Raw genomic sequence first — 14065 nt, forward strand, 5'->3', positions numbered from 1 at the left:
AAAGCTAGATGTTTGAAAGACTAAATCGAAATTTTTTTCATCTCCTGAAAAAGCTCTGGTTTAATCAGTTATCAGTTATCAGTACCGAAGACTAAAGCTAGATGTTTGAAAGACTAAATCGAAATTTTTTTCATCTCCTGAAAAAGCTATAGTTTATAAATATCTTTCTTAACATAAAACTTGACAAAAGGTAGCAGTTATGTATTTGTAGTTAACTCAGTCTTTCCGAAGAGTGTAATCTATTTAAAAAGGTTTTTTTCTGATGAGTAAATTGGTGCTCATTAATTTGTTTTGTCTAAAATTGAGGTAAGGAAACAATAAATCGTGGCAAAATTAACACCAGAAATTGAGCAATACACTCAACAATTAAGGGGAAAACTTCAAGAAGCTGGTTATGCTTACTATGTTCTTGATAACCCAATTATGGAAGATGCTGTTTACGATCGCCTACTTCGAGAATTACAGGAATTAGAAACCCAATATCCTCAATTAATTGTGCCAGATAGTCCGACTCAAAGAGTGGGAGCAAAACCAGCAACTAAATTTGTATCAATCAAACATAATATTCCTCTTTATAGTTTGGAAAATGCTTTTAATATTCAAGAATTAAAAAGTTGGCAAGAACGTTGGAAAAGTCAAAATTCAAAAGTCAAAATTCAAAAATTAGAAGTAAAAACTCAAAATTATGACCTTAACAATGGCTCTCATTCTGATGAAATAGACCTGGGAAATATTGATTATGTTTGTGAATTAAAAATTGATGGTTCTGCTTTAGCTCTAACTTATGAAAATGGTTTATTAATACGAGGAGCTACTCGCGGTGATGGAATTATGGGGGAAGATATTACTCAAAATGTCAAGACAATTAATAGTATTCCCTTAAAACTTAAAATTGATAATCCGCCTGCAATAGTAGAAGTTCGGGGTGAAGCTTTTTTATCAGTAAATGTATTTGAAAATATTAATACTGAAAGAGAAAAAATTGGAGAAACTCTATTTGCAAATCCCCGTAATGCAGCAGCAGGTACTTTAAGACAATTAGACTCAAAAATAGTCGCTCAACGCCGATTAGATTTTTTTGCTTATACACTTTATTTAGAAGAAAATAAATCGGAATTTTCTCAATTTTCTACTCAATGGGAATATTTAGAATTACTCCAAAAATTCGGTTTTAAAGTTAACCCTAACCGTAAACTTTGTTCCTCTTTAGATGAAGTTACAGCATATTATCAATACTGGGATAAGGAACGAAAAAATTTACCTTATTTAACTGATGGAGTAGTAGTTAAACTTAACTCTTTACCACTACAAAAAAAATTAGGATTTACTCAAAAATTCCCTCGCTGGGCGATCGCTCTCAAATATCCCGCCGAGGAAATTCCCACTATTGTCCAAGCAGTTACAGTTCAAGTAGGCCGTACTGGGGCGCTGACTCCCGTGGCCGAATTAAAACCAGTCCAGTTGGCAGGGACAACCGTACAAAGGGCATCACTACATAATAGCGATCGCCTGGCAGAACTGGACTTACATATTGGGGACACTGTAATAGTTCGCAAGGCAGGGGAGATTATACCAGAAGTGGTCAGAGTTTTACCAGAATTACGACCAACAGATGCTACAAGATTTCAAATGCCCACTCACTGTCCAGAATGTAGTCAACCTGTGATTAAACCTAGAGATGAGGCAGTAACTCGATGTATTAATGCTTCATGTCCCGCTATTCTCCGGGGTTCATTAGCACATTGGGCGTCTAGGGGCGCTCTGGATATTAATGGTTTGGGGGAAAAGTTGGTGCAGCAGTTGGTTAATGGTGGTTTGGTTAAGTCTGTAGCAGATTTGTATAATTTGACTGTAGCAGATTTGACTACCTTGGAACGAATGGGGGAAAAGTCGGCGAGTAAGTTGGTGGAGGCGATCGCTACTTCTAAGGCTCAACCCTGGGGGCGGGTGCTTTATGGTTTGGGTATTCGTCATGTGGGTAGTGTGAATGCAGAGTTGTTGACTCAGAAGTTCCCAACTGTGGCACAGTTAGGGCAAGCAAAGGCAAGTGATATTGAAGCACTGTATGGTATTGGTCCAGAAATTGCTCAATCTGTGGAACAGTGGTTCCAGGTACCAGCAAATCAGAATTTGGTAGCAGGTTTGGAAACTGCTGGAGTGACTTTGGAGACTAAAGACTCTACAGATAATGTGGAAAAAGTTGAAAGTAGTTTTTTAGTAGGGAAGACTTTTGTATTGACGGGAACTTTGCCAACCTTGAAGCGAGATGAGGCGAAAAGTTTGATTCAAAATTCTGGTGGTAAGGTGACAAGTTCGGTAAGTTCTAAGACTGATTTTGTTGTGGTGGGAGAGGACGCAGGTTCTAAGTTAGAGAAGGCAAAAAAGTTGGGGGTGAAACAGTTGAGTGAGGCGGAGTTACTGGAGATGTTGGAAGTTAGAAGTTAGAAGTCAGAAGTCAGAAGTTATATAGAACCCCAGAACCCCTAACAGTATCTTTTTCCTTGATTTTCCTTTCTCAGACCTGAGCTATCGCGATCAAAGCTATATTTTTTTAGTTGAATAAAAAGTCATATAATTGGGCAAGTAACCCCATTTAAAATTTAACTTATCACAAAAATTGTGAGGATGCAACCGAAAATCCTTTGACGCGCCAATTTTTTTAGGAGCTTCATAGAATGAAAATGTTTGTGGTTTTGCACTCAAGAGTGATGGATGGAAAGATTTGATGATAGGAAAAATCTGATTCTCATCCTAAAATTAGGAGAGTAAGGGAGTAATACCATTTCTCAAAAACTTTTCTACACTTTTTTGGTACGGGAGTAGGGGAGTAGTAAAAATAAGAATAATTAACAGTATTCGTAGATCAAAGCCTGCAAAAAAGTTATTCTAGTTGTGTTAATTACTTAATAACTGAAGTAGTACCCAAGTATAGCGTTACTTTTAGGAATTGGTATAACAGATACAGAATACAATGAACTCTTAACATTAAGCGAACAAATAGGAAATTTGGTAGAATTAGCAAATATTCGGGGAGTTACTCTGATTGAATGAATGGAAAACTTAGGAATTAAAAAAGAAATAAATGTGGGGAAATAGAGTCATTGCTCAACAAAGAAAAATTATTATTGAACCTGCTGAACTACATTTTCACATCCAAGGAGAAGGTTTTCCTATTCTCTGTCTCCACGGACATCCAGGTTCAAGTCAATGTATGTCAGTCTTTACTAACTCTTTGTGTCAAAACTTTAAAACTATTGCTCCAGACTTAAGAGGATACGGCAAAAGTTCTACGAAAACCAACTTTGAAATGACTCAACATCTAATAGACTTAGAAAAACTTCTAGAACAACTGCAAATTTCCAGATGCTTAATATTAGGATGGTCGTTAGGTGGAATTATTGGCATGGAGTTAGCTTTGAGAAACCCAGAGCAAGTCGCAGGTTTAATTTTAATAGCTACAGCAGCAAGACCTCGAAGTAATCATCCACCTATAACTTGGCAGGATAATCTTTATACAGGTTTAGCGGGGATAATAAATTATTTTTTGCCTGGTTGGCAATGGAATATTAATACTTTTGGCAAGCGATCGCTATTTCGATATCTCATCCAACGTCACACTCCTGCCACCTATCACTACTTAGCACAAGAAGCAGTTCCCGCTTATTTGCAAACTTCTAGAATGGCCACTAGATCCTTGAATCAAGCTTTAAGAGCTGGTTATAATAAATTAGCTGACCTAGCTCAGATTCAATCTCCTTCGTTAGTATTATCAGGGGTAAGAGATCGCCATATTACCTCTGAGTCAAGTCAAGAAACTGCTCTTCACCTCAAAAATGCTGCTTGGCAATGCTACCCTAATACTGCCCATTTATTTCCTTGGGAAATTCCTAACCAAGTGCTAACAGATATTAAAAACTGGATAGAGCATCACCAAACACATTTTAGACTTCCCAGTGATAACTAGATTTGACTTTTTCGACTTTTAATCATAAGTGGCATAATAGTAATTCTATCAGTCTCGCGGATAGAAACTCTCTATTGCCAAGACCGATCGAGGTCTAAACCTCGACAAACAGAAACTATAAGACCACCGCAGCGAGTGTATCTAAAATTATGATACGCACCTAGCTCTAGTTAAATACAGGATTTACCATTACCTGATCGCCACTGCTCTCTAGTTCATCATCATATATAGTCAACTCTACAGGTTGACACTGCTGAATATGCACCTGAATACCTTCAGCCCCTTCAGTTTCTAAATCTTCTAAATAACCTGCTTCAGCAGCTTTAGCTTCTTCACTTGTCAAAAACGGGCCAAAATAATAAGTGCAACGGGGATTTAAAGTAGAAATTTTAACCCACCAAGCTATTCCAGATAAGTTCATAAAATTTACCAATGTTTCTTCCATGTTATTTAAGAATCTGAGTATTAGTAATTGATTATTGAATGTACTGATTTTAATTTCTGATAATACCTATAACTTCCAGATTCAGAAGTTATAAACTAACTATCTAGGGAAAGTTTAATCCATAACTAAACTAAACTGTGCAAATTATAGTGAGTTTTGATGATAGTGAAAAGGGTTAGTTTCATAATCTATGATTAATTCACTGGTAGAAGAGATTTTGACGTATTTGCTTCGATTAAATAAAGATTGATTAGTTGGCAGCTTATAATTCAAGCAGGAGTCAGAAGGTTGCAATACTGGAGAAATAAATCTTGGTAGTCCTACTCGCGTCGCTGGTGAGAATATACATTTTTTTCTCACACTCCCTAAACTCCCCATACTCCTTATACCATTACTACTCACCACAATCTAAATCTTGAGTCTGGGAATTCAACTCCAGCCAATTTTATATCCCCCTAGTACATAGTTGAGATTTTTACCCCATAAAGCTTTCACCTAAGAGTCAGGTCTAAATTCCCAAAATTACTCCTGACTTCCAGTTGTTTTGCTTCGCGACATATAATGTGCAGGGTTTCTGTTAAGATCAGGCTGTTAATGAAGTTGTGCGCGGAAGTTTATTCTACGGTTTAAATACCCCATCTAACTGTTAATCAAATCGCAATTTAACAGTAGTTCTCTTGCGACATTTCCAGAAAATTGCTCAATCCATTTTCAGGTATATTATTAGTCTCTACTTTGTTATACTACGCAACTTCTGTTTTTTCAATCATATAACATTTTCCATCTAAGTGAGGTATATTATAAGTTCTTAGATTCCCTATATTCTGTAGCCTTTAGCCTTCTCGAATGTTCCCTAAAATCCCAAATCTTGTATCTTCTTCCTATTGAGAAACGTTATATTTTTACTACATACGCAAATTTTTTGACCAGCGTTGTCGGTGGATTTCATAAATGGCCATACCCGTTGCTACTGATACATTTAAACTAGGCGTACTTCCCGACATTGGTATAGAAACTAAGACGTCACAGTTTTTTTGAATTAGAAGACTTAAACCCTCTGCTTCACTGCCAACCACCAAGACAATAGCTCCAGTAAATTTTACTGTATGAATCAGTTCTCCATCATTTGCCACAGTACCATATATCCAGAAGCCCTCTTTCTTCAATTCTGCCAAAGCATTGCTAAGATTAACAACTCTAGCTACAGGAAAATTTTCTAACGCTCCTGCCGCAACTTTTGTTACAGTCGAAGTTATGCCCACTGCCCGTCTTTGTGGAATAATTAAACCTTGTATTCCGAGAGCTTCACCAGTACGAATAATGGCTCCTAAGTTATGGGGATCGTTGATACCATCAGCTACCAGTAATACAGGTTGATCCGTTTTCGATTTTGCTTGGGAAATTAATTCGTGAAGTTCTTTATACTCGTAAGGAGATATTTGAGCTGCTATACCCTGATGATTTTTTCTCTGGGTAATTTGATCTAGGCGTCTGTCATCTACTTCATCTATAATTGTACCTTTTGTTTTAGCCTCATTTAGCAATGTATGAAACCGGGGATCGTATCGCAGTGGAGAAATTATCCAGATGCGGTTTAAATATCGCTCACTTTTGAGGGCAGCTTGCACAGTATGTCGTCCATAGATTAGATCGTCATCTTCTTCGTTGGTATTTGCTGAATTATCATTTTTTGAGCGCCTATCCTTTAGTTTAATTTGTTTCTTTTTTTGCGGTTTTTCTTGAGGATTTAATTGATAATTTTTTGTAGACATAACTTAGATAAAATAGGGAGTAGGGTTTAATAATTACCTCTTATTCTTAAGAGGGGGATTACCGAATAATTAATGGTTAATAATTAATAATTAAGAGTTGATCTTCAATTAATTATTCATTCAACAATTTAGGTTTAAAGCCCTTCCTTCTAAGGGTATAAATCAAAAATTTTCCTTTTAGTCAATGTTAATTGCTGAACTAAAAGTCTTTTTTTATCCATAAATGGAGAGGCTTTATACCTTAATTTTTGGATAAATCATTGGATGAATAAGAGTGCGATAATTGATTTATTATTATTGGAAATACCTATTGGCTAATGGTATGAAAATATTAATCTAATATTAATCTAATTCTATGTAACCTAGTAATTGATTTAACCTTTGGGGATCGGTCAAATATAAGTATCCAATTAAAGTTTCTAAACTGGTAGCCTGTTGATAAACTTCCGGATCTAATCTTTTTGGTTTCCTAAAAGCAGCATTACGTCCACGTTTGAGAATATCTAACTCTGCACTCGTGAGGTATGGTTTCAAATTATGTAAATGATCCGCTTGAGTTTCTGCCCTAACTTGGGCCACAACTAATTGATGATAATAACGCGATCGCTTTGGTGGTATCAAGTAATAATTCCGAATATACAGTTCGTAAACTGCATCTCCCAAATATGCCCAAGCTGAGGGGGAAATTTTTTGAATTTCTGCTGGCGTTAAGGTAAGAGGGTTTAACTGCTGCAAACTGATTATTCTCCTTGTGAGGCTAGCCTTTCTACTTGATAAAACATTCCTTCACCTTTTTTGATACCCATGCAGTTAACGAATTCAGAACTCAGAAGTTAGAAGATATTTTTTTCACGGGGATATTTAGCAACCGTTCTGAGAAACCTACGATTATCTACTATCTACAAAAATGTATGATTTTCTATAAATCATCTATATCTATTCCTGCCTCAACCTGGCAACGTCGGCGTTATCCAGTCCACAGGCTGTCACGGACGAATTGCCCGCCATAGCTAGATTTAAGCTAGCATTTAAGTCTCGTTTCCCTACTGAAACCACAATTTTCACACTCAAAAACTCTCTCTATATTTGTCAGAGACTCTTTTTTTCTACTCTGAGAAACTTATCAATACTTGGACAAAACTTGTTTGATTTTCTATTCATACCATATCTTATATAATAATAAATCCATACTTATTTGAATAATTCTACTTCCCAGAAGTTAGTAGAAGTCAAGCTAGAATACTTTTTTTATATTCCTTTTTAGTAGATATTATAGCGCTATAGATTCTTATAGTTCTACTTAAGAGGAGTATAACCAAGAATCTAATGTTATACCTGAAAGGTCATTTCAGTTATCAATACCGACCGCTGAAGTCATAAAGTACGAAAATCCGAAATTTCCTTTTCTATCTCTTTGTAGAGCGACAACACGACACAGCCAAGGGGAGGCTTAAGACCTTAATTATTGCTCAACGGTAAGAGAGTCAATAGGCTTGACCTACTCCCGTCCAGAGTTTTGCTGGTTAACGGGAGGTAACATCTATCTAGATTAGATAATCGGTCTTTGCCTGGCTTAGTCAAGATTTCTTGACATTATCTATAGCTTCATCTAATGAAGGTCGTAAAGACAAAAACTTCTCTAAACGAACCAACTTAACAGTTTGAGTCACACGGGCATTGGAAACTATCTGCAAACTACCTTCAGATTGTTGGGTATACTTTACCAGTTGTACAAGTGCTCCTAACCCAGAGCTATCAACAAAGTCTATCTTGGACAAGTCCAAAATAATATTTTTTGGTCCTTGATCGATTTTTGTCTTCAGGGTTTTGCTAAAAGTACCTTCTGAGAAAGCATCTAATAACCCTGTTAGGCGGAATAGCTGGTAGTTATCCCTGACTTCGTGAGAGCCTCTCAGGCTAACAGTCAGGTTTAATTGCTTAGGCTCAGGAATAACATCCTCCTAGCTTGATTTTGCATAATTAAAATAACTATTATACTCCCTGAAGTCAAATTTGTCTACCATAATATGACTTATTTAAACAGACAAATGTTTAAATTGAGACGATGACAATTTTGACTATTGTCAAAATTTGCAGTTCAAGGTAATTGAAGATATCAATATCTAGGCGGTTGTGCAGAGCGCGTAATGTGTGGGATCGGTAAGTATTGCTGGCCAATATAAGCTAAAAGCACTGATATATAAAGGTTTTGGCATTTTGGCATCGAAAAAAGTGCCAATTTTTCAGCCTTTAAGACTAAAAAGTTAGGACGTCTGGCAGACTTGCACAAAAAGATACAGGTACAATTATTCTTCCTACTTTCGGTCGTCTCCCCACACTTCCTTGACACACTAGCATCTAGACTTTAGCTTTTCGAGCATCTCGCATTGTTTGAACAAAACGTTCAAACAAGTAATCAGCATCGTGAGGGCCGGGACTTGCTTCAGGATGGTACTGCACTGAGAACAAAGGTAAAGACTTATGTCGTAAACCAGCAACAGTTCGGTCATTCAAGTTAAGATGGGTAATTTCCACTTCAGGCACTAAAGAATCTGCATTAATTGCAAATCCATGATTTTGACTTGTAATCTCCACTTGTTGCTGTAAACCCGCAGGCTGATTAAGACCGCGATGACCAAATTTTAGTTTAAAAGTGTCTGCTCCCAAGGCCAGGCCGAGGACTTGATGTCCCATACAAATGCCAAATACAGGCTTAGATGATTTTAGTAACTCCTTAGTAGTTTCAATACCTTCTGTGACAGCAGATGGATCTCCTGGACCATTAGAAAGAAAGATACCATCAGGGTTATACTTGAGAATCTCCTCTGGTGGCGTACTAGCAGGAACAACCACAACTCGACAACCATAACTGGCTAAACGTCGCAGAATATTTCTTTTCACCCCAAAGTCAATGGCCACAACTGTAAATTGTTCTCCACCATCACCAGAAACAGAAGGGTTAAACTCCCAATCTGGATTAGTTGCTTCAGACCATTGATAAACTTCTTTTGTTGTTACTTCTCGAACTAAATTTAATCCGGCCATGCTAGGAGCAGACTGAACTTTTTGTAACAATTCAGTTGGATCGAGAATTTCTGTAGAAATTGCCCCATTCATTGCCCCTACAGTCCTAATCTTTCGAGTCAAAGCACGGGTATCTATACCATAAATTCCTGGAATTTTATGTTCTATCAGATACTCTGATAAAGATTGAGTAGAACGCCAGTTACTAGGACGTGGACAAATATTACGAGCGATCGCGCCTTTGATTTGTGGTTTATTGGACTCTTCGTCTTCAGGATTAACTCCTGTATTTCCTAATTCTGGGTAGGTAAAAGTAACTATTTGCCCACGATAACTTGGGTCTGTGAGAACTTCCTGATAACCAGTCATTCCTGTGTTAAATACTACTTCTCCGATGGTAGTTCCTGGAGCGCCAAAAGATAAGCCACAGTAAGAAGTTCCATCTGCTAGTACCAGAAGAGCGGGTTGAGGTGAGATTGACATTTTAATTCCTCTCAATTAATTAGTATTTAATTTAACTAGCTATCAGCTTTTAGCAGCTCGGATTAAAATCCCAGGCAACTATTGCACTAGATGATTTAGGAAGGGTTAAAATCCCATTCTAAACGTTAAAAAAATGAGCCTAATGATTGTGCTGACTGCTTGTTTAAAGATTAGGTCAGAATATTTACTTAGGTCATTGAGAATATATTAGGTTTACGAAAAATGTAGTAGTCAGAAGTACAGATTACATTCATCAATTAAATAAGATAAAATTAGCTTTAAGTTTAAAACTTAACAATAAACAAATAATTGAAATTCTTAAAAAGTAATTAATTATGATGGAAAATTCTTCACTCTATAATTCTACTGATAGAAATCTGGTTAAGCAAAAACAACAGGCGAAAACCATCTTTTGGCAAATACCATCAATATTGCTGACAACATTAATTTGTACCGCAGCGATCGCCCAAGAATATCCAGGATGCTTTATGCTTGATGAAGCAGGAAATAGGAAGGACTTAACCATCTCAATTTGTCGTCTGTTTCCAGAAGAATTATCAGAACAAGTATCAGCTTCGACTACAGTAGCAGGAATATACCAAATACCAATTAAAGGTCGTCGCGGTGGTAGTCCTGTAATTGATGTTACTTTTAATGGTAATCAAACTTATGAAATGATTTTAGATACTGGTGCTAGTTCTACTTTAATTACTCAAGAAATGGCAAAAGCTCTCAAAGTTGTACCCTTTCAAAAAAGAAATTTTACTTTAGCTGATGGTAAAGATGTAGAACTAGGTATTGCTATAGTTACTTCTGTTTCTGCGGGAGGTCTAACAATTAACCAGTTTAATGTTGCGATCGCTCCAGATAATAAAGAATTAGGACTACTGGGGCAAAATTTTTTTGGTAACTATGATATGACAATTAAGGCAGATGTAGTAGAGTTGCGGGCACGTTCTAGTAGTTAGGGTTTGGTGAAAAAGTATGAGTGGTAGGAGTCAGGAGTCAGGAGTCAGGAGTCAGGAGTCAGGAGTCAGGAGTCAGGAGTCAGGAGAAAATCATGGTGGTCAATAAGAGTAAATAATTAGGAGTAAATAATTAAGTATTTCTGTTTTTATCTACAGTTAACTCTGATTAAAAGTTTTATTCTATGCAACTTCTGATTTAAAAATGATGAAGTTAAAATGATTAGGCGGGACAAATGCTATCTATACGCGATGTGCAACTTTCTACAAAAATACAGTTACTTAATTCCCATAAGACTGAAAAGTTTATTTTCAGAACTCCCTAAATTTGGTAAATTAGGGAAAGTTGCACATGACGTAAAGAATATTAGAAATCTGGAAAATGAACAATAATTATCAAGTCTGGAAAACAGCAGAACTTTCACAAAAATATCTGTCTGGTGTCAGAAGTGCAATTCCTCTAGCTATTGAAGAAATTGAGATTATATTGAGGATTATTCAGATGGCTAGACCACAAATTAATAGTAAGCATTCAGCCGTCAGTTATCAGCTCTCAGCTATGATTTATTAGATTATTACGACACGTTTAGGAGGAATTAGTCTCCAAGGAGAATTAAAATTTATATTTGCGCAGCATTCCGCACGAAAAGCTGAATGCTGTTTGCGCAGCATTCCGGAACGGAAATGCTAATAGCTGAATGCTTACAATGAATAACTTTTTAGATTTAGGTTGTGGTCATTTCAGTTATCAATTATCAGTACCTCTATAATCTGAAAATTAAGGCAGATGTAGTAGAATTAAAGATACGTTCTAGTAGTTAGAAGTATCATGTTTAGATAATTTTCTTTACGAACAAATCGGTAAAATGAACAATAATTATCAAGTCTGGAAAACAGCAGAACTTTCACAAAAATATCTGTCTGGTATGAGAGGTGGATTTCCTCTAGCTACTGAACAAATTGATATTATGTTGAGGATTATTCAGATGGCTAGACCACAAATGAATAACTTTTTAGATTTAGGTTGTGGTGATGGTATTTTAGGTCAGGCAATTCTCAGTCAATATCCTCATTCTCAAGGAGTATTTTTAGACTTTTCAGAGACAATGATTGAAGCTGTAAAAACTAATATTTCTGCTGCTTATCTAAGATAATTTAGAATTTATTAATCAAGATTATGGTTTACCAGAATGGGTAAATAAAATTCACCGAAAAGCACCATTTGATGTAATTGTGTCAGGATTTTCAATTCATCACCAACCAGATATAAGAAAACGAGAAATATATCAGGAGATTTATGAATTATTAAAGCCAGAAGGATTATTTCTGAATTTGGAACACATTTCCTCACCATCTAAATTAATTGAACAGTTACATGGTGAACTGTTTGTTGATTCTCTCTACGCTTTCAATCAAAGTAAAGGTATAAAAAAATCTAGAGAAGAGATCGATCGGCTATATTATAACCGCCCGGATAAAGCGCCAAATATTCTTACTCCTGTAGAAACTCAATGTAACTGGTTACGAGAGATAGGTTTTATTCATGTTGATTGTTTTTTGAAGGTTTTTGAAATTGCTTTATTTGGTGGTATTAAACCAATTTTATGAATTTGGCTACACTTTCTTGAGTAGGGGAGTAGGGGAGTTGGGAAGTAGAAAACATAATAATATCAAATCTGTTTGCAATGGAAGTGTTATAAGAAACCGGGTTTGTGGGAGGTAGAGGTTAGTATAGTGAGGTATTTAATAAACCCGGTTTCTCTGCTTTTTTATACTGATACTACCGGATTTGATATCAAGGGATGATTCTTCCGACTACCTCCTCTATAATTCCCATTTCTCCTGACTCCTGACTCCTATTCAAATAAGAACTTAACTAACTCTTGCAACTTCAACCAAGCTGCTCCACTTTGGAGAATGTCTTTAGCTTTGGCAATACCTTCTGCATGAGCTTCTAGTGACACAACGCCTGCTACCTGTAGCGCTAGAGAACTATTCAAAGCGACTACATCTGTTTGTGCAGAGGTTCCCTTACCCTGGAGAACATTCTGCAAAATTTCAGCATTTTTTTCTACCTCTCCACCCTGTAAAGCGCTTATTGGAGCAGAATTTAAACCTAAATCTTGAGGATTAACTGTTGTCATTTTTACCTCACCATTCGATAAAATAGCTATATCTGTAATATCGCCTAAACCAGCTTCATCAAGTTTTTCTCTTCCATGGAGAGCGATCGCTGACTGCGCTCCTAATATTCCTAAAGCTTGAGCGACAGTTTCTACTAAAGTGGAATTATAAACTCCTATAACTTGGCCTTGAGGACGTAAAGGATTAACTAAAGGACCCAAAAGATTAAACACAGTTCTTACTTTTAAGGTACGACGTAGAGGAACTACAGATTTCATTGCTGGGTGCCAACCTGGTGCAAAGAGAAAAGTAACTCCTACCTCAGATAGAGCAGATATTACTTTTTCAGTGGGGGCATTCAAAGTTATTCCTAATGCTTCTAAGACATCAGCAGAACCAACTTTACCAGAAGCGGAACGGTTACCATGTTTAGCTACTGGCACTCCCGCAGCAGCGACAACAAAAGCAACAGCAGTGGAAATATTGAATGTTGAAGCTCCATCTCCACCAGTACCGCAGGTATCAATGACTGGGTATTGGAAGTTGGTGATAGGAATATTATTATCACTGTATTCTTTTGTCAAGGATAAAGATTGTAATACTTTTGCCATACCAGCTAATTCCTCAGCAGATACACCTTTAGCTTGTAAGGCAGCTAAAATTGCTCCTGATAGAACAGGTGGAATTTCTTCTTGTAGCCATCCTTGCATTAAATTTGAGGCTTGAGAGGAAGATAAAGATTGGGCATCAAGTAACTGCTGTAATAAACTAGGCCATTCATTCATATTAGTGTAGCTTGCTGTTTATAGAAGTATTTGTAGTAGACCGACACATATAATGGATGTGCATTAGGGCGGGTTTATATAAATCTTAAGGTAAGTATGAAAATTTCTACTAAAACTCGCCCGTACTATTGCACCATTTAAGGTGTGTCAGTCTAGTAGGTGCAATTAAATATTACAGGACTTAGGCACAAGAAAGGCAAAAATTTAGTATTGAGAATAGGGGAGTGGGGAGAGATGGGGAGATGGGGAGATGGGGAGATGGGGAGATGGGGTGTATTTTAGATATCTCCCACTCATCCAATCACCAAATCAATTATTACCCATTTTTTATCAATTACTTCTCCCTCCAAGCTCTTTTCTGGAGATACGGTTAGGGCTTCTATAAGAGAAATAGTTTGTTTGCTGTAAGTCTTGTCTTAATATTAGTTACAAATTTTTCTTAATATCCATAGAATATAGCAATCCTATTTTATTTGTGTCAAAAATCCTACTGCTTTTTAGGG

The 14065-nt window shown here is 36.6% G+C and carries 13 protein-coding genes; 7 read left to right on the top strand and 6 right to left on the bottom strand.

Annotated elements, in window-relative coordinates; genetic code table 11:
- The first annotated feature begins 324 nt into the window (after nucleotides 1-324).
- Both ligA and ACP6PK_RS08985 read left to right on the top strand, forming a co-directional pair.
- Nucleotides 325-2445 (top strand): NAD-dependent DNA ligase LigA, encoded by a 2121-nt coding sequence (gene ligA / locus ACP6PK_RS08980; RefSeq protein WP_426559319.1) that lies wholly within the window; start codon nucleotides 325-327, stop codon nucleotides 2443-2445.
- Between the two features lie 637 nt (nucleotides 2446-3082).
- The gene (locus ACP6PK_RS08985) at nucleotides 3083-3964 is read left to right on the top strand and encodes an alpha/beta fold hydrolase (protein ID WP_094676606.1); all 882 of its coding nucleotides are present in this window, start codon (nucleotides 3083-3085) and stop codon (nucleotides 3962-3964) included.
- A gap of 166 nt (nucleotides 3965-4130) precedes the next feature.
- Here the strand turns inward: ACP6PK_RS08985 and ACP6PK_RS08990 are convergent, their stop codons facing one another.
- The 5 genes from ACP6PK_RS08990 to carA form a co-directional block, all read right to left on the bottom strand.
- Complete coding sequence (locus ACP6PK_RS08990) at nucleotides 4131-4409, bottom strand: DUF1816 domain-containing protein (protein WP_426559320.1); 279 nt, start codon at nucleotides 4407-4409, stop codon at nucleotides 4131-4133.
- 905 nt (nucleotides 4410-5314) lie between these two features.
- Nucleotides 5315-6181 (bottom strand): 23S rRNA (guanosine(2251)-2'-O)-methyltransferase RlmB, encoded by an 867-nt coding sequence (gene rlmB, locus ACP6PK_RS08995; RefSeq protein ID WP_426559321.1) that lies wholly within the window; start codon nucleotides 6179-6181, stop codon nucleotides 5315-5317.
- A 342-nt stretch (nucleotides 6182-6523) separates the two neighbouring features.
- Nucleotides 6524-6916, bottom strand: a complete 393-nt coding sequence (locus ACP6PK_RS09000; RefSeq protein ID WP_426559322.1) for a Mini-ribonuclease 3 — start codon at nucleotides 6914-6916, stop codon at nucleotides 6524-6526.
- An 842-nt stretch (nucleotides 6917-7758) separates the two neighbouring features.
- Nucleotides 7759-8133: an STAS domain-containing protein gene (locus tag ACP6PK_RS09005; RefSeq protein ID WP_094673782.1), complete on the bottom strand. Its 375-nt coding sequence runs from the start codon at nucleotides 8131-8133 to the stop codon at nucleotides 7759-7761.
- Nucleotides 8134-8539: 406 nt separating this feature from the next.
- The gene (carA, locus tag ACP6PK_RS09010; protein ID WP_094673781.1) at nucleotides 8540-9688 is read right to left on the bottom strand and encodes a glutamine-hydrolyzing carbamoyl-phosphate synthase small subunit; all 1149 of its coding nucleotides are present in this window, start codon (nucleotides 9686-9688) and stop codon (nucleotides 8540-8542) included.
- A gap of 335 nt (nucleotides 9689-10023) precedes the next feature.
- Here carA and ACP6PK_RS09015 point away from each other — a divergent pair, with 335 nt between their 5' ends.
- From ACP6PK_RS09015 to ACP6PK_RS09030, 4 genes are all read left to right on the top strand, one after another.
- Nucleotides 10024-10656, top strand: a complete 633-nt coding sequence (locus ACP6PK_RS09015) for a retropepsin-like aspartic protease family protein (RefSeq protein ID WP_426559323.1) — start codon at nucleotides 10024-10026, stop codon at nucleotides 10654-10656.
- 379 nt (nucleotides 10657-11035) lie between these two features.
- Nucleotides 11036-11224 (top strand): hypothetical protein, encoded by a 189-nt coding sequence (locus tag ACP6PK_RS09020; protein ID WP_426559324.1) that lies wholly within the window; start codon nucleotides 11036-11038, stop codon nucleotides 11222-11224.
- Nucleotides 11225-11519: 295 nt separating this feature from the next.
- Complete coding sequence (locus ACP6PK_RS09025; protein ID WP_426559325.1) at nucleotides 11520-11807, top strand: class I SAM-dependent methyltransferase; 288 nt, start codon at nucleotides 11520-11522, stop codon at nucleotides 11805-11807.
- Between the two features lie 79 nt (nucleotides 11808-11886).
- Nucleotides 11887-12261, top strand: coding sequence for a class I SAM-dependent methyltransferase (locus ACP6PK_RS09030; protein WP_426559326.1), 375 nt, complete (start codon nucleotides 11887-11889; stop codon nucleotides 12259-12261).
- 248 nt (nucleotides 12262-12509) lie between these two features.
- Here ACP6PK_RS09030 and trpD read toward each other — a convergent pair whose 3' ends face one another.
- On the bottom strand, nucleotides 12510-13562 hold the full coding sequence (trpD, locus tag ACP6PK_RS09035; protein WP_426559327.1) for an anthranilate phosphoribosyltransferase: 1053 nt from the start codon (nucleotides 13560-13562) through the stop codon (nucleotides 12510-12512).
- Between the two features lie 159 nt (nucleotides 13563-13721).
- On the opposite strand from trpD, the gene ACP6PK_RS09040 reads away from it, so the two are divergent.
- Nucleotides 13722-13844, top strand: coding sequence for a hypothetical protein (locus ACP6PK_RS09040; protein WP_426559328.1), 123 nt, complete (start codon nucleotides 13722-13724; stop codon nucleotides 13842-13844).
- Nucleotides 13845-14065: the final 221 nt, after the last annotated feature.

The organism is Dapis hubbardiae BLCC-M172 (assembly GCF_050016015.1).
Taxonomy (GTDB): domain Bacteria; phylum Cyanobacteriota; class Cyanobacteriia; order Cyanobacteriales; family Microcoleaceae; genus Trichodesmium.

What these genes read in the sequence shown, in the direction of transcription:
- ACP6PK_RS09020 (WP_426559324.1), top strand. Translation starts at nt 11,036, where the DNA reads ATGAACAATAATTATCAAGTCTGGAAAACAGCAGAACTTTCACAAAAA.
- carA (WP_094673781.1), bottom strand. Translation starts at nt 9,688, where the DNA reads ATGTCAATCTCACCTCAACCCGCTCTTCTGGTACTAGCAGATGGAACT.
- ACP6PK_RS08990 (WP_426559320.1), bottom strand. Translation starts at nt 4,409, where the DNA reads ATGGAAGAAACATTGGTAAATTTTATGAACTTATCTGGAATAGCTTGG.
- ACP6PK_RS09025 (WP_426559325.1), top strand. Translation starts at nt 11,520, where the DNA reads ATGAACAATAATTATCAAGTCTGGAAAACAGCAGAACTTTCACAAAAA.
- trpD (WP_426559327.1), bottom strand. Translation starts at nt 13,562, where the DNA reads ATGAATGAATGGCCTAGTTTATTACAGCAGTTACTTGATGCCCAATCT.
- ACP6PK_RS08985 (WP_094676606.1), top strand. Translation starts at nt 3,083, where the DNA reads ATGTGGGGAAATAGAGTCATTGCTCAACAAAGAAAAATTATTATTGAA.
- rlmB (WP_426559321.1), bottom strand. Translation starts at nt 6,181, where the DNA reads ATGTCTACAAAAAATTATCAATTAAATCCTCAAGAAAAACCGCAAAAA.
- ACP6PK_RS09015 (WP_426559323.1), top strand. Translation starts at nt 10,024, where the DNA reads ATGATGGAAAATTCTTCACTCTATAATTCTACTGATAGAAATCTGGTT.